Here is a 15,536-nt window from a genome sequence, read left to right as displayed (position 1 = left end):
CGGTCTGTCAGTTGAATATGTGCTGAATGGATAACCGCTATCGCGAGCAGGCTCACTCCTACAGGGGGATGTGTAATGTCTTAAGGTTTCTTCGCGGCCTTCAGGCACTTCAGGTCATTGAAATCCTTGCGCACGCCTTCGATCTTTTTCAGCAAGCGCTCACGTTGTTGCGGCGTGCTCTCGGCCATCAAGTCCACAAACAACGAGCGCGCCTGGGCTTCTGTGTTGGCGTAGGCCTTGCGGTAGTCCGATGTCCATAACCGCTCGCGATTGACCAGAAGCGTCTCGATGCGTTGTGGGAATTCCGGACTTTTGCGTTGCGCAACGGCGGCGCTGAACTGTTGCTGCCAATGCGCACGGTTGGCGATCCATTGGGTGTTCTGATCACCCAAGGCGTTGGTCCAGGCCACCACGCGTTGTTTTTGCGTGTCGCTCAACGGACCCAGCCAATCGTTCAAGCGCTTTTCCATGCGTTCGCCGCGTTCCTTAATCTGCTGGGCCAAGGGTGGTTTCACGTATTCCTGCTGGCGTTTGCGCAAATCCTTGGCAAACGCGTCATTCATTTCCGCCACCTGTTTATCGTCCAGACCCTGCAGCAGTTCGATCGCCGACGGGGTGATCTCCCGGGCGGTTTCGGCGATCGCCTGTTTTGCTTCGGCGGTGCGCTCCTGCAAAGCGGCATCGGTGACCTGGTTGCTTTCGACCATGGCCTGCAAACGATCCAGCCAGTCCAGGTAACCGGGTAACTGCGTGGTGCAGTGCCAGCTCAGGTGTTCCTTCAGTCGTTCGTTGAACCAGTCTTTCTGCTCGCCGTTCATGTCCACGTAGTCGCCGAGCGACCACGGAATGATTACGTCGAGGTTGCGGTAGGCCAGGCCCACGCGGCTGCAGGCGCCGAGGGCGAGGGTGAAGATCAGCAGGGCGGCAATCTGTTTGAACCAGCGAGACATGGGCAAATCCTTGCGAGAGCCTGGCGTCGGAAATCTGATTCTTATGTGATGCGGGATGCGCGCAGCAGTTCAGCCGATCAATAGAACGTGCGTACGGCTTTGAGCGTGACCAGGCCGTCGCACTCGCTGTTGTGCCCGGAATAGGCCGAGCAATCGCTGCCACTAAGACTGGAATTGCTGTAGATCAGATCGAGATCGACGCCCATGAACGGCCGCGACAGTTTTACCGACCAATCGGTGAAACTGCTGACATAGCCTCCGTCCACAGCCACCGGGGTGTTCAATTGGTGGGTGGTGTATTTCATGCTCACGCCAATGCCGAACGGCTGGTTGCCACTGAGATCGGCAAATAAGGTGTTGTTCTGTTTATCCGGGTCGTTGCTTAGAGCGATGCCGAAGCGACTGCCGAGCAGGGTCAGGCCACCGAACAGCTCCTGGCTGTCGAGCGTGTCGACACGGGGATAGCTGTAGTGAATCATCCCGACTTCATAGCCGAGCACCTGATCGAAAGGTTGCTTGAAGCCGACGTAGGAATCGATCTCGAGGTTTTTGCCCGGCGTGATGCCCATGCTCGGCGCGTACTGGCCGAAATACACGCCGCTGTCATGGCTCAGATCGAGGCCGCCATGGAACGAGCCGACCGCCGCCGGTTTGACCAGTCCCTGGGCCATGCTGCGGCTGGGCGTGGTGCCGAGCTTGAGATCGAAGTCGCCCAGTTGACCCTGAAAAACCTGCGCGTGCGCGGTCGCGCCTGAGAGCAGGCTGACGAACAATAAACAGGGAAATGGGCGCATGCGTCACTCCATGAACCGCGAGCGCAGGGCGAATGCCTGCTGAAACGCTTGATCTAGACGCGTGCAAGGATACCGGCGAATGCTCGGCATTGATGGCCGTTCGTCGATTTTCGGGGATATTTGTTTAAAGCGAAGGGGGTGGTGCGGTGCCAGTCCAGGCGCTTCGAAGCTCAAAGCGCCTCTGGACGGGGTAAAACCGGTATTACTTCTTGCCCAGGCTGATCTGCTTGGACGGGCCGAACGTCTGGCCACTGACGCCTTTGGCAATTTGCTGGATCTCGCCGCCGGACTTGAGGAACGCTGCGATCTGATCGTTGATCGATTCGCTGGTTTCAACGGCTGGAGCTGGCTTTGCTTTGCTGGTGGATGCTTTTACACGCATGGCGGCCATTAACCTGTAGAAAAGTAACTCGGCCAGGCATCGTACAGGAATAACTTGACAATAGCTTGGTAAATATCCCCGGGAATAACCAGGCTCAGCGCCGCATTAATGCCGGGTCGATACTATTAATATGTCGCTAACCCGCTGTTTTAAATAAGAACATCTGCTCAGGCCGAGGCAAATGCGCACGGCAGTGAGCCGCCTCGCCGGACTGACGAGCGGCACCTCACGGGGCGGTGATCAAGCAAAATCAACGCGTTGAAGCAGATTTCCCGCTGCGAGGATCTGCCGCCCGACGTTCGCGGCAAAAACGGGTAGAATGCCGCCCACGTATTGAGGGTTTCGGAAATGGCTTTAGTCGGGCGTTACAACAGTTTGCAAGTGGTTAAACACACTAACTTCGGTTTATATCTGGACGGCGGTGCCGATGGCGAAATTCTTTTGCCCAACCGTTATATCCCTAAGGATATTCCCAGCGAAGATGAAGACTGGCTCAACGTATTCATCTATCTGGACAGCGAAGACAAACTTCTCGCCACCACGGAAAAACCCAAAGTCCAGGTCGGCGAATTTGCCAGCCTGAAAGTGGTTGAAGTCAACAGCATCGGCGTGTTTCTCGACTGGGGCCTGCCGAAGGATCTGTTGCTGCCGTATTCGGAAGAAAAGCGCCAGATGACCGCTGGCGAATATTGCGTGGTGCATGTCTACCTCGACAAACACACGCGCCGCATTACCGCCACCGCGCGTCTCGATCGTTATCTGGACAAGACCCCGGCCACCTACAGCCCGGGCCAGGAAGTGGATCTGCTGGTTGCCGAGGCCACCGACATGGGCTTCAAGGCGATCATCAACAACAAGCACTGGGGCTTGATCCACAAGAACGAGATCTTCAAGTTCATGCGTTCGGGCATGCGCGAGAAAGGCTTCATCAAGGAAGTGCGCGCCGACGGCAAGATCAGCCTGAGCCTACAACCGGTTGGCCAGGAAGCCGCCAGCAGCCTGAGCTCGAAGATCCTCGGCAAGTTGCGCGAAAACGACGGCACCCTGGCGGTCAGCGACAAGAGTGATCCGGCGTTGATCAGCAGCCTGTTCGGCGTCAGCAAAGGCAACTTCAAGAAAGCCATCGGCTCGCTGTACAAGGAAGGCAAGATCGTCATCCACGCCGATCGCATTGAACTAACCTGACTCACCGCAGGCCCATGGTAGGAGCTGCCGAAGGCTCGGGCCGCGTTCGGACGATCTTTTGATCTTGATCTTGAAAATCGGCGGCTCCCACATCTAAAGGGGTGAGCCAATGAAAAAGGCGCTGATCACATACGTCTCGACGCTACTGACGTTTCTTCTGCTCGACGGTATCTGGCTCGGGCTATTGATGGCTCCGACCTATCGCGAACTGCTCGGTTCGCTGATGCTGGAAAAACCGCTGCTGTTCCCCGCAGCGGTTTTTTATGGCCTGTACGTGATCGGCTGCGTGGTGTTCGTGGTGTTGCCGGCGCTGCGCTGGCAGCGAGCGGCGAAGCTCGGTGCGCTGCTGGGGCTGGTGGCCTATGGCACGTATGACCTGACCAACTGGGCGACCTTGCGCGGCTGGTCGGCGCAGGTGAGTTTGCTGGATTGGGCGTGGGGCACAGTGGCGACGGCGGTTGCCTGCACGGTGGGTTATCTGGTGGCGAAGCGATTCGCCTGACTGATCCAAAAGCTTTATCGCCAGTGCTGACCTCTTCGCGAGCAGGCTCACTCCTACATGTTCACCGAACCCTCTTCGCGAGCAGGCTCACTCCTACATGTTCACCGAACCCTCTGTGGGAGCGAGCCTGCTCGCGAATGACGGCGCAGCCGTCAACCATTCAGCGCTGACGTCACTGACCAACTGAATGTCTTTTCCAGACGCCTTTCTCTGCTCATCTGGTTGATAATCCCCGACACTGTTTTCTGACCAATGGATGGCCTGCCATGTTGTGTGTGTTCGAGGTGTTGCGGTGAGTGCCGAGCGGCGCAATGCCGACGGTTTTGCCCTGCAAGTGATGATCGGCCTGTGCCTGATCTGGGGTGTCCAGCAAGTCCTGATCAAGTGGGCGGCAACGGACATCGCGCCGGTCATGCAAGCGGCGGGGCGCTCGGGAATTTCCGCGTTGCTGGTCGGCTTGCTGATCTGCTGGAAGGGCGGTTGGGATCAGGTCCCCAGTACTTGGCGCGGCGGGCTGCTGGCCGGCGCCCTGTTTGGTCTGGAGTTCCTGTTCATCGCCGAGGGCCTGCAACTGACCACTGCCGCGCACATGTCGGTGTTCCTCTATACCGCGCCGATCTTCACCGCACTCGGCGTGCATTTCCTCCTCGCCAGCGAGCGCCTGCGCCCATTGCAGTGGTTGGGGATTCTGCTGGCTTTCATCGGCATCGCGATTGCCTTCGCCGGCGGTGTGTCGTGGGACAACCTCGACCGCCGCATGCTCCTGGGCGATGCCTTCGGCGTGCTCGCGGGCGCCTGTTGGGGCGCGACCACTGTAGTGGTGCGCGCCTCGCGACTGTCGGAAGCGCCGGTGACGCTGACCTTGTTTTATCAATTGCTGGTCGGCTTCCTCGGCCTGCTGCTGATCGCGCTGTTCAGCGGCCAGATCACGCATGTCAGCCTGACCACTGTGGCGGTAGCCAGCGTGCTGTTCCAGGGCCTGGTGGTGTCGTTTTTCAGTTACCTGGTGTGGTTCTGGCTGCTGCGTCGTTATCTGGCGGCCAACTTGGCGGTGTTCTCGTTCATGACGCCGTTGTTCGGCGTGACCTTCGGTGTGCTGTTGCTCGGTGAAGCGTTGAGCCTGAACTTCGTCATCGGCGCCGTGCTGGTGCTGCTCGGCATCACTTTTGTCAGCGCCGAGCAGTGGCTGCGTCGGCGTTTGCGCAAGGCGCTGGGTCAGTAGCTTTTACCTGCATTGCCAGCGCGCCTGCCACCAACAGGCCTGCGCCGGCGATCAGCAGCGCCGGTTGCAAACCGCCGCTGAAATGGCTGCTCAGCGCCGCCAGCAACGGGCCGCTGAGCTGGCCGACGGCGAAGCACGCCGTGAGCATTCCAGCATTGCGTTGAGTGGCGTGGGGTGCCAGTTCCCGTGAGCGCTGCATCACCAGTTGCATGCAGGCCAGAAACGGCGTGCCGCAGAGGATCACCCCCAACGCCAGGCCGAGGCCGCTGCCCAGCAGACAGGCGAAAACGCCGGCCGCTTGCAGCCACAACGTCGCCATCAGCCAGTGCCGCGTGGTCTCGGGATCATGCCGAAGCAGGCTCACCAGCCACACACCGAGCGCCGCGCCGAGGCCGAAGCACGGCCAGAACAGATCCGCCTGCCACTGGCCATGAAACTGCGCGTTGGCCATCTGCGCCAGAAACGTCGCCGGAATGATGTAGCCGATGCCGTAGAGCGCATACACCAGTGCCAGTCGGCCAATCCCTCGGTCCGCTGATGTCGCAGGGGCGATCGCCGTCTCCTTTATCGCCGCGGGCTGCGGCAACAACCGCCAGACGCCAAGCATCATCAGCAATGCGGCGGCTGCGTAAATCAGCCACAGCGTCGCCGATGTCTGCTGCAACCGATGTGAGACCAGTGCCAGCAATCCTGTGAGAAAAATCCCCAGCCCCGGCCCTGCGAAAACCAGAGCGCCCCAGCGCGGACGACCCGCTGCCGCCGCCAGCGGCTGGCTGAGCGAAGTGATCATTACCACCACCCAGGCACTCGCCACCCCGGTACCAAAGCGCAACAGCAGGTGCGACCAGAAACCGTTGGCCCAGAAAGACGCCAGTGTCAGCAGCACGCACAGCCACAGCCCGCCATGCAGCCGTCGCTGCACCTGTCGCGGACGCTGGGCGAACATCGCATCCAGCGCCCCGAGCAGATAGCCGAGATAGTTGGCGGCTGCGATCAGACCGGCGGCGGTGAGGTCGATCTGCCCTTCGCTGAGCAGGTGCGGCATCTGGGGCGTCAGGGCGAAACGGCCGATGCCCATGGCCAGCATCAGGGCGACGAAGCAGGCAGATAAACGTATCAACGGCGACATGGTCGGGCTTCCGTCAGAGGAACAATGACCGTCAGGCTAGGACTGATTGACTTTCTTTAAAATTGAATAATAGTGAGTAACTTGTTCTGTTCAGGAGAAAGCAGGTGGAATTCAGTCAGTTGCGGATTTTTCAGGCAGTCGCCGAAGAAGGCTCGATCACCCGCGCTGCCGAGCGCCTGCATCGCGTGCCATCGAACCTGTCGACGCGGCTGAAACAGCTTGAAGAGCAGCTGGGTGTCGAACTGTTCGTCCGCGAGCGGCAGCGCCTGCAGTTGTCGCCGGCGGGCAAGGTTTTGCTCGACTACACCGGCAAACTGTTTGCCCTGCGCGATCAGGCCAGCGCGGCGGTGATGGGCGGGCAACCGGCCGGTGACTTCGTGCTGGGCACCATGTACAGCACGGCGGCGATCCACCTGCCGGCGTTGCTGGCGCGTTATCACAAGCAGTACCCGATGGTGAATTTGCAGGTGCAATCGGCGCCGACCGGCGAATTGCTCGAAGGCTTGCTCACCGGCCGCCTTGACGCGGCATTGGTTGACGGGCCACTGGAACTGGCCGGCCTCGATGGCGTGCCGCTTTGCGAGGAACGCTTGGTGCTGATCACCGAAATCGATCATCCACCGGTGCGCAGCGCGCGGGACGTGGAAGGGCGCGCGGTTTTCACCTTCCGTCAGGGCTGCTCCTACCGCATGCGCCTGGAGGCGTGGTTTTCTCACTACCATGCGGCGATGGGCCGGCCGATGGAAATCGAGTCCTATCAGGGCATGCTCGCCTGTGTGATCGCCGGCAGCGGTGTGGCACTGATGGCCGAGTCGATGCTCGCCAGCCTGCCGGGCCGCGAAAGCGTCGCCGTGCATCCGCTGGCCGAGCCGTTCGCGGGTGCGACAACGTGGCTCATGTGGCGCAAGGGCATGGCCGGGGCCAACCTGAACGCCTGGATCGACGTGCAGCAAGCGGTCTATCCCGTGGCTTTGAATGAAGTGCGTGAAACAGCGTGAACCAATCGCCGCGGATCCTGTTCAATTCAGTAACAGATCATTGCGGATTTGGCCGAGCATTGCGTAGGACTTCGGACTATTATCAGTGCGAAGCGGCCTCAGAATTCCGGCCGCTCAGCACCACCCTGAAGGGGGCATGACGATGAAAGAGAAAATCCAGAACTGGCTGCACGATTTGGGAGTTGCCCTCGGTTTGATCGAACCGCCTCTGCAACCGGTACCGATTCGCACGGACGACGAACAGCGTCGGCGCCAGCCACGTCGGCGTTAATACCTCCGATCAGAGATTTCAAGATCGCAGCCGTCGGCGGTTTCTACAAAAGTAGAAGCTGCCGAAGGCTGCGATCTTTTGCTTTGCGCCAGGCGAAAAAAACGGGCATGGCCACCGACGCCATACCCGCTGAAGAAAACATCAAAGCGTTACCGCCGATTCACACCGCAGTTGCTACCACTGCCGGGCGACGGGACATCAGGCTGACCACGACAAAACTCACCAGACCCACAGCCAGGCTGTAGTAAATCGGCGTGTTGGCATCCAGACCATCCTTGAACATGAACAGCAGCGCCGTGGCAAAGCCCAGGCCCATGCTGGTGATCGCGCCAGCGGTGGTTGCACGTTTCCAGAAAATCGCCCCGATCAGCGGAATCAGCATGCCACCGACCAACAGGTTGTAGGCGAGGGTGAGGGCGCTGATCACATCATTCACCACCAGCGCGATTCCCAAAACCACTACGCCAGTCAGTAGAGTGAACAAGCGGTTTACGCCCAGGCTCGACTGTTTGCCGCCACGCAGTTTCGGCAACAGGTCTTCGGTCAGGGTCGTGGCTGCGGCGAGCAGGCCGGCGCTGGCGGTGGACATCATCGCCGCCAGTGCAGCCGCGATCACCAGACCACGGATGCCATCGGGTAGCGACAGTTTGACGATGGCCGCAAAGGCATTGTTGACGTTGTCCAGATCCGGAATCAGCACGTGCGCGGCCATGCCGATCAACGCGCAGGCCAGGCCGTAAACGATGCAATAGATGCCGGCGATGCTGCCGGCGTATTGCGCGACTTTTGCAGTCTTGACGGTGAACACCCGTTGCCAGATGTCCTGACCGATGAGGATGCCGAAGAAGTAGATCATGAAGTAGGTGATGATCGTGTCCCAACCGATCGTGGTGAAGTTGAACGCAGTCGCCGGCAGTTTCAGCACCAGCTCATCCCAGCCGCCGACGCGGTACAGGCAGATCGGCAACAGGATGAACATCAGGCCGACAGTCTTGATGATGAACTGGACGATGTCGGTGAGGGTCAGCGACCACATGCCGCCGATCGCCGAATAGATCACCACCACGCCGCCGCCGAGCAGTACCGAAATCCAGAACGGCAGGCCGAACAGCACTTGCAGCACGGTGCCGATCGCGAGGATGGAGGTCACGCCGATCATCAGCGCATAAGCCAGCATGATCGCCGCGCTCGCCGAGCGGGCCATCGGGTTGTAGCGTTTTTCCAGGACCTGGGTGACGGTGTAGATCTTCAGTTTCAGCAGCGGCTTGGCGAGGAACAGGTTCAGCGCAACGATTCCGCAGCCCAGTGCCGCACACAGCCAGAAACCGGAAATCCCATGCACGTAGCCCAGACGCACGGTGCCGACGGTGGACGCACCGCCCAGCACGGTGGCGGCCATGGTGCCCATGTACAGGCTCGGGCCGAGGTTGCGCCCGGCAACGAGAAAGTCCTCGTTGGTCTTGGCCTTGCGCATGCCGAAGTAGCCGAGCAAGAGCATGCCGGCGGCGTAGATGAGGACGACGAATAAATCCAAAGCCATGATGGCGTGTCTCCGATTGTCTTTTTTATATCGAGGCTGAAATCAGTTCCCTTGTAGGAGTGAGCCTGCTCGCGATAGCGGTCTTTCAGTCACATTGATGGCGAATGTGCTGCAGTCATCGCGAGCAGGCTCACTCCTACAGGGTTTTGTGTGTAATCAGGCGGCCTGACGTAGTTCGGGTTTTATGGCGGCTTCGCTGCGCACATCGCTCGGCCCGAACACTTCGCGCGGTTCCGGGAACAGCTTGAGCAGCGTCAGGTACACCACCGAGGCCAGGCCCAACGTCACCGGCAGGCTGATGTCGATGCCGCCGGCCATTTCGCCGAGCGGGCCGACGAACTGACCCGGCAGGTTGACGAAGCACAGGCCAACCAGTGCGCTCGGAATCCACGCGCCCAGACCGCGCCAGTTCCAGCCGTGGTTGAACCAGTAGCGTCCGCCCTGTTCGCCGCGGGTGAACACTTGCAGGTCATCCGGGCAATAGAAGCCGCGCCGCACCAGCAGGCCGATGATCATGATCACCATCCACGGGGTGGTGCAGGTGATGATCAGCACGGCGAAGGTCGACACGCTCTGCACCAGATTCGCCGCAAACCGGCCGATGAAGATGAAGGCGATCGACAGCACGCCGATCAGCAAAGTCGCTTTGACGCGGGAGAGGACGCGGGGGAACACGCTGGACATGTCCAGTCCGGTGCCATACAGCGACGTGGTGCCGGTGGACATGCCGCCGATCACCGCAATCAGGCACACCGGCAGGAAGAACCAGCTCGGTGACACCGCCAGCAAGCCGCCGACGTAGTTGTTCGCGGCGATGTAGTCCGGTGCCTTGATCGCCACGATAGTGGCGGTGGCGAGGCCGAACAGGAACGGGATCAACGTTGCCAGTTGCGCAGCGATCACCGCCAGCATGATCCGGCCTTTCGGTGTTTCACGCGGGATGTAGCGCGACCAGTCGCCGAGGAACGCACCGAAGGAAATCGGGTTGCTCATCGCCACCAGCGCCGCGCCGATGAATGCCGCCCAGAACCCCGCCTGACCCAGTGCCACGCTGCCGGCGTACTGGCTGTCGAAAGCAGGAGCGAAGGCGAAGATGCCGAGCAGGAACAACAGGCTCGCGGCCCACACCGCGATACGGTTGACCCACAGCATGATGCGGAAACCGTAGATGCACACGGTCAGCACCAGCAGCGCGAACAGACCGTAAGCCAGGCCCAGGGTCAGGTCGGTTTCCGGCAAATCGACGAGGCGTTTGGCGCCGCCGACCAGCGCATCGCCGGAACTCCACACCGACAGCGAGAAGAACGCGATCGCCGTCAGCAACGACAGGAACGAACCGACAATCCGCCCGTGCACGCCGAAGTGCGCACCGGAAGACACGGCATTGTTGGTGCCATTGAGCGGGCCGAACAGGCCCATCGGCGCGAGGATCAGCGCACCGACCAGCACACCCAGGACAATCGCCCAGACGCCGGCCTGAAACGACAGGCCGAACAGCACCGGGAAACTGCCGAGCACAGCGGTGGCGAAGGTATTGGCGCCGCCGAAGATCAAGCGAAACAAGTCGCTGGGTCGGGCGTCGCGCTCATGAGCCGGGATCTGTTCGACCCCGTTTGTTTCAATGCTGCTAAGGCTTTTTTCGTTGTTGTTGTTATTCATGATCTGCTCCGATCATCAGGCGCGCTCATCGTGCGTGAGCGTCACCATTGGCTAAGGGGGTGGCAGCCCTTCCGGCATTGCGGACAAATGTTCGTGACAGGCCAGCCATAGGCCTTGTTGTTCTAGGCTCGACGCTTGTTTGCGGAAAACAATCGTCTCGCGCTCCTGGCTGAAGTGTTGCTCCCCTTGCATGCGCAGCTCGGTGGCCACGTCATGGATGAAAATCGCTACGTCACCCTGCAAGCTGACGAAGGCGTTGCTCGAGGTGCACGACAGCACCTCGAAACCGTCCTCGGCACGCCAGCTATCCCACAAGGCCTGATAGGCATCGCGCGACAGCAATGGCTGATCGAGGGTGTAGAAAACGAAACTTGCATCGGCGCTGAACGCGCCGAAATAAGCTTCGCGATCGTTACGGGCGAAGGCGGACACCAGATCGGCGGCCGCTTGCAGAACCTGATCACGTGCGTGCATGACCCGACCCTCAGCGATGAACCACGCCAGGCAGTACGCAGAGCATTTCGTACAGCAGGTTGGCGGCCAGCAGCGAGGTGTTGCCGGTGGTGTCGTAAGCGGGCGAGACTTCTACCAGATCGCAACCGATCAGGTCGAGGCCCTGACAGCCACGGATGATTTCAATCGCCTGAATGGTGGTCAGGCCGCCGATTTCCGGGGTGCCGGTGCCGGGCGCCCAGGCCGGGTCGATGCCGTCGATGTCAAAACTCAAATAGACCGGACCGCCGCCGACTTTTTCGCGCACTTCGGCCATCAGTGGCGCCAGCGATTTGTGCCAGCACTCTTCGGCCTGGACCACGCGGAAGCCCTGATCGCGGCTCCAGTTGAAGTCGTCGGCGGTGTAACCCTGTGCACGCAAACCGATCTGCACCACGCGCTCGCAATCGAGCAGACCTTCTTCGACGGCGCGACGGAACGTGGTGCCGTGGGCGATTTTCTCGCCGAACATGTGGTCGTTGACGTCAGCGTGGGCATCGATGTGCACCAGGCCAACCTTGCCGTGCTTTTTATGGATCGCGCGCAGGATCGGCAGAGTGATGGTGTGGTCGCCACCCAGCGTCATCGGAACAACGTTGTGCTCGAGAATGTTGTCGTAGGCTTCTTCGATGATGCGCACGGCGTCGAGCAGGTTGAAGGTGTTGATCGCCACGTCACCGATGTCGGCAACCGACAGCGAGTCGAACGGCGCGGCACCGGTGGCCATGTTGTACGGGCGGATCATCACCGATTCGGTGCGGATGTCGCGCGGCCCGAAACGCGTGCCGGGACGCAGCGAAGTGCCGATGTCCAGCGGCACGCCAACGAAGGCAGCGTCGAGGCCGGCAGCGGTCGGTACATGGGGAAGTCGGAGCATGGTGGCGATGCCGCCGAAGCGCGGCATTTCGTTGCCGCCCAGTGGTTGGTGAAGAATCTTGTCCACGGGTAGGGCCTCATCGTCGTTGTTTTATTTATATCGGCGCGCCGTTGAGCACAGGTCGCACGCCGCTGTGGGGCCGATGATGCGAAATGCAGTGGCGGGGAAGAATCGCTACACGCAAAAACTTAGTTCAGATTTTTCTAAACTAATGCTGAGGTGCGGGATAGACTCGTTGCCCATGTGTATATGAACTTGTGGCGAGGGAGCTTGCTCCCGCTGGACGGCGAAGCCGGCCCGAAACCATTCGACTCGGTACATCAGCTGAACTGTATTCACCGGGTTTGCGACTGCTTCGCAGCCGAGCGGGAGCAAGCTCCCTCGCCACAAGGGATGTGGTGTTCCAGATCTTTTTGTGGAGTCTTTGATGGCCAACGCTTTACCCGACCTGAAACTCTTGCGCATCTTCGTCAGTGTCGTACGCCATCAGGGTTTCGCCAATGCGCAGCAGGAACTCAATCTCTCGACCTCGGCGATCAGCACCTACATGAGCCAACTCGAGGCCGCGCTCGGTCTGGTGCTGTGCCATCGTGGGCGCGGCGGGTTCAGCCTGACCAGCAAGGGCGAATTGTTCCATCAGGAAACCCTGCGCCTGCTTGCCGAGCTTGAAGGCTTCGAGCAATACGCCGCCGCGCTCAAGGGCGAACTGCGCGGCACGCTCAACCTCGGGGTGATCGACTCGACGGTCAGCGACAAGGCCTTGCCGTTCGCCGAGGCCATCGGCGCCTACAGTCAGGAACACCCGGCGGTGCATCTGCACCTGTCGGTGATGAGCCCTTATGAGTTGCAACTTGGGGTGCAGGACAATCGCCTCGATCTGGCCATCGGCGCGTTTTCCACGCGCATGAGCGGTCTGGTCTACATGCCGTTGTACCGCGAGCAGCACTGGCTGTATTGCAGCAGTCGCCACCCGTTGTTCAACGAGCGGCGCATCCCCGAGCAGGTCATCACCCAGCAACGGATGGTCGGGCGCGGTTACTGGAGTCAGGCGGAACTGGCGCGGCACGGTTTCAAACACAGCGCCGCGACCGTGGAAAGCATGGAAGCGCAACTGATTCTGGTGCTCTCCGGGGCGTACATCGGATATCTGCCGGAACACTATGCGCAGGCCTGGGCCGACAAGGGTGATCTGCGTGTCTTGCTGCCGGCAACTTTCGGTTATCAGGCGCCGTTTTCGATGATCATGCGCCGCGGTCGCAGTCGCGAGCCGCTGATCCAGACTTTCCGCGATTTGCTCAAAGCGCAATTGAATCAGGCGTAATCCATCATGTCTCGACCCCAATGCCCGCGCTGCCTGCGCCCCCTGACCCATTGTCTGTGCCCGTTGATTCCGCACCTCGACAGCCGCACCCGGGTATTGCTGCTGCAGCACCCGAGCGAGGTCAGTCACGCGCTCAATACCGCGCGCCTGGCGGCGCTTGGCCTGAGCAATGCCGAGCTGATTGTCGGTGAAGTGTTCGAGGATTTGCCGACGCTGCTGAACCGGCCGGGTTATCAGGCGCGATTACTGTTTCCGGCTGAGGACGCACAGCCGATGCAGGCTTATGGCGAGTCCGATGAACCACTGTTGCTGGTAGTTCCGGATGGAACATGGCGCAAGGCGCGCAAGATGTTGCACCTCAATCCGCTGCTGGCGGCGTTGCCACGGGTGACCCTGGCCGAGGGCGGCGTGTCGCGCTATCGCTTGCGCAAGGCACCGGGGCCGGGGGCGTTATCGACTATCGAGGCGATTGTGCAGGCGTTGGAAACACTTGAAGCGCCAACGACGTTTTCGCCGTTACTCAAGCCGTTCGAGGCGTTGATTGAAGGGCAGATTGCGGCGATGGGGGAGGAAACTTATGAGAGGAACCATGGGCCGCAATAGGGGGCGCTGTGGCGAGGGAGCTTGCTCCCGCTGGGCTGCGCAGCAGACCCAAGACCCTTCACCTGATTGGGTCAGGCAGACTCCGCCAACAGGTTTTACGACGGCTGCGCAGTCGAGCGGGAGCAAGCTCCCTCGCCAAAGGGTTGAGTCGAGCCCGGCTCAGCGCTCCCGCATCGCCTCGGTCCGCGCCTTCAACACCGGTTTGAGCAGGTAATCCAGTACGCTTTTCTCGCCGGTAATAATGTCCACCGTCGCCACCATCCCCGGGATGATCAGCAGCGGTTTCACATCGCCGCCCAAGTGATTCTTGTCGGTGCGCACCTGAATCAGATAGAAGCTGTTGCCCTTGTCGTCGGTAATCGTATCGGCGCCGATCAGCTCCAGTTTGGCGCTCAGCCCGCCGTAAATCGTGTAGTCGTAGGCACTGAACTTGACCATGGCTTTCTGGCCCGGATGCAGGAACGCGACGTCCTGCGGGCGGACCTTGGCTTCGATCAGCAGGTTGTCTTCCAGCGGCACGATTTCGACCATGTCGCTGCCCGGCTGAACCACGCCGCCAATGGTGTTGACCTTCATCTGCTTGATCACCCCGCGTACCGGCGAGGTCACCGTAGTACGGCTGACGCGGTCGTCGATGGCGATGCTCGAGGCGGTGATTTTCGACAGGTCGGTGCGTTTCTCATTCAGCTCTTTTGCCGCTTCCGAACGGAAGGTTTGCTCGGATTCGTCGATCTTGCTGCGGATCTCGGCGATGGCTGATTCGGCGCGGGGAATCGCCAGCGTGGTGGCGTTCAGCGAACCACGGATCTCCACCGCGCTGCGTCTGAGCCGGAGGATTTCCACCGGTGACACGGCGCCGGTTTTCACCAGCGGTTCGGACATGTTCATCTCTTGTTGCAGCAGCGCCAGGCTCGAGCTGAACTGGCCCTGCTTGGAGCGAAATTCGGCCAGCTCCTGGGTTTTCTGGCGCAGCTGTTCGCTGAGGGTGCGCTGTTCGCTGGCCAAGCGGCGCTGACGCTGTTCGTGCAGCGAGCGCTCGTCCTCGGCAACTTGCGGTGCCTTGGCGATTACTTCGGCAGAAAGCTTGAAGGGGCGTCCTTCGGCCTCTGCTGACAAGCGTTCGACCTGCGCCGTCAGCGCGTAACGGTCGGCTTCGCTTTCACCCTTGTTCGAGCGAAAGCGCGTGTCATCCAGACGCAGCAAGGTGTCGCCCTTGCCGACCATCTGGCCTTCACGGACGAAAATTTCGGTGACGATGCCGCCTTCCAGGTTCTGGATCACCTGAACCTTGCTCGACGGAATCGCCTTGCCTTCGCCCATGGTCACTTCTTCGAGCACGGCGAATTTGGCCCAGACCAGCGCGGCGATCAGCAGCGCCGCCGCCAGCCACACGGTGATTCGCGATTTGCGCGGCGAATCCTGCAACGCCGCGCCGGCGGTTTCCGGCATGAACTCGGCTTCGGCGCTTTTGCCGAAACTGTCGAAGTAGCCGCGATCATTGGAAGATGAAGCTGACATGCGGCGATACCCCCTCAATCAAACAAACCAGGCCGACCCAACCCTGTGGCGAGGGAGCTTGCTCCCGCCCGGTTGCGAAGCAGCCGCAAAAAT

At 60.5% G+C, this 15,536-nt stretch carries 16 protein-coding genes; 7 read left to right on the top strand and 9 right to left on the bottom strand.

What is annotated here, in order from left to right; genetic code table 11:
- Positions 1–80 precede the first annotated feature (80 nt).
- From DCO47_RS20035 to DCO47_RS20025, 3 genes are all read right to left on the bottom strand, one after another.
- Positions 81–950 carry a DUF6279 family lipoprotein gene (locus DCO47_RS20035; RefSeq protein WP_116658760.1) on the bottom strand — a complete coding sequence of 290 codons (870 nt, stop codon included), beginning with the start codon at positions 948–950 and terminating at the stop codon, positions 81–83.
- Positions 951–1,027: 77 nt separating this feature from the next.
- Positions 1,028–1,744, bottom strand: coding sequence for a TorF family putative porin (locus tag DCO47_RS20030; RefSeq protein ID WP_116658759.1), 717 nt, complete (start codon positions 1,742–1,744; stop codon positions 1,028–1,030).
- A gap of 202 nt (positions 1,745–1,946) precedes the next feature.
- On the bottom strand, positions 1,947–2,135 hold the full coding sequence (locus tag DCO47_RS20025; RefSeq protein WP_016985943.1) for a hypothetical protein: 189 nt from the start codon (positions 2,133–2,135) through the stop codon (positions 1,947–1,949).
- Between the two features lie 339 nt (positions 2,136–2,474).
- On the opposite strand from DCO47_RS20025, the gene DCO47_RS20020 reads away from it, so the two are divergent.
- The 3 genes from DCO47_RS20020 to DCO47_RS20010 all read left to right on the top strand — a co-directional run bounded on the left by DCO47_RS20020 (position 2,475) and on the right by DCO47_RS20010 (position 5,035).
- Positions 2,475–3,311 (top strand): S1 RNA-binding domain-containing protein, encoded by an 837-nt coding sequence (locus DCO47_RS20020; protein WP_016771157.1) that lies wholly within the window; start codon positions 2,475–2,477, stop codon positions 3,309–3,311.
- A gap of 109 nt (positions 3,312–3,420) precedes the next feature.
- On the top strand, positions 3,421–3,813 hold the full coding sequence (locus DCO47_RS20015; RefSeq protein WP_116658758.1) for a DUF2177 family protein: 393 nt from the start codon (positions 3,421–3,423) through the stop codon (positions 3,811–3,813).
- Between the two features lie 292 nt (positions 3,814–4,105).
- Complete coding sequence (locus DCO47_RS20010) at positions 4,106–5,035, top strand: DMT family transporter (RefSeq protein ID WP_042607467.1); 930 nt, start codon at positions 4,106–4,108, stop codon at positions 5,033–5,035.
- Here the strand turns inward: DCO47_RS20010 and DCO47_RS20005 are convergent.
- Entirely contained in the window at positions 4,983–6,164 is a 1,182-nt protein-coding gene (locus DCO47_RS20005; RefSeq protein WP_116658757.1) for an MFS transporter, read from the bottom strand. The two genes, DCO47_RS20010 and DCO47_RS20005, sit on opposite strands and share 53 nt — an antisense overlap.
- Positions 6,165–6,268: 104 nt before the next feature.
- Between DCO47_RS20005 and DCO47_RS20000 the strand changes: the two genes are divergently transcribed.
- The gene (locus DCO47_RS20000; RefSeq protein WP_116658756.1) at positions 6,269–7,162 is read left to right on the top strand and encodes a LysR family transcriptional regulator; all 894 of its coding nucleotides are present in this window, start codon (positions 6,269–6,271) and stop codon (positions 7,160–7,162) included.
- A 142-nt stretch (positions 7,163–7,304) separates the two neighbouring features.
- Complete coding sequence (locus DCO47_RS27360; RefSeq protein WP_003184145.1) at positions 7,305–7,433, top strand: PA1414 family protein; 129 nt, start codon at positions 7,305–7,307, stop codon at positions 7,431–7,433.
- A gap of 160 nt (positions 7,434–7,593) precedes the next feature.
- Here DCO47_RS27360 and DCO47_RS19995 read toward each other — a convergent pair whose 3' ends face one another.
- The 4 genes from DCO47_RS19995 to speB form a co-directional block, all read right to left on the bottom strand.
- Complete coding sequence (locus DCO47_RS19995) at positions 7,594–8,973, bottom strand: sodium:solute symporter (protein WP_116658755.1); 1,380 nt, start codon at positions 8,971–8,973, stop codon at positions 7,594–7,596.
- A 156-nt stretch (positions 8,974–9,129) separates the two neighbouring features.
- Positions 9,130–10,632, bottom strand: coding sequence for a cytosine permease (locus DCO47_RS19990; RefSeq protein ID WP_064362488.1), 1,503 nt, complete (start codon positions 10,630–10,632; stop codon positions 9,130–9,132).
- A 51-nt stretch (positions 10,633–10,683) separates the two neighbouring features.
- Positions 10,684–11,106: a nuclear transport factor 2 family protein gene (locus DCO47_RS19985; protein ID WP_083353340.1), complete on the bottom strand. Its 423-nt coding sequence runs from the start codon at positions 11,104–11,106 to the stop codon at positions 10,684–10,686.
- A gap of 10 nt (positions 11,107–11,116) precedes the next feature.
- Positions 11,117–12,067, bottom strand: a complete 951-nt coding sequence (gene speB / locus DCO47_RS19980; RefSeq protein ID WP_042607473.1) for an agmatinase — start codon at positions 12,065–12,067, stop codon at positions 11,117–11,119.
- A 361-nt stretch (positions 12,068–12,428) separates the two neighbouring features.
- Here speB and DCO47_RS19970 point away from each other — a divergent pair, with 361 nt between their 5' ends.
- On the top strand, positions 12,429–13,322 hold the full coding sequence (locus DCO47_RS19970; RefSeq protein ID WP_007956593.1) for a LysR family transcriptional regulator: 894 nt from the start codon (positions 12,429–12,431) through the stop codon (positions 13,320–13,322).
- A gap of 6 nt (positions 13,323–13,328) precedes the next feature.
- The gene (locus DCO47_RS19965; protein WP_116658754.1) at positions 13,329–13,925 is read left to right on the top strand and encodes a tRNA-uridine aminocarboxypropyltransferase; all 597 of its coding nucleotides are present in this window, start codon (positions 13,329–13,331) and stop codon (positions 13,923–13,925) included.
- Positions 13,926–14,084: 159 nt separating this feature from the next.
- Here the strand turns inward: DCO47_RS19965 and DCO47_RS19960 are convergent, their stop codons facing one another.
- On the bottom strand, positions 14,085–15,443 hold the full coding sequence (locus DCO47_RS19960; protein ID WP_042607476.1) for an HlyD family type I secretion periplasmic adaptor subunit: 1,359 nt from the start codon (positions 15,441–15,443) through the stop codon (positions 14,085–14,087).
- Positions 15,444–15,536 lie beyond the last annotated feature (93 nt).

Origin of the sequence: Pseudomonas sp. NDM (assembly GCF_003105095.1) — a bacterium.
GTDB lineage: Bacteria > Pseudomonadota > Gammaproteobacteria > Pseudomonadales > Pseudomonadaceae > Aquipseudomonas > Aquipseudomonas moraviensis_A.
This window is presented reverse-complemented; position numbering and strand designations above follow the sequence as displayed.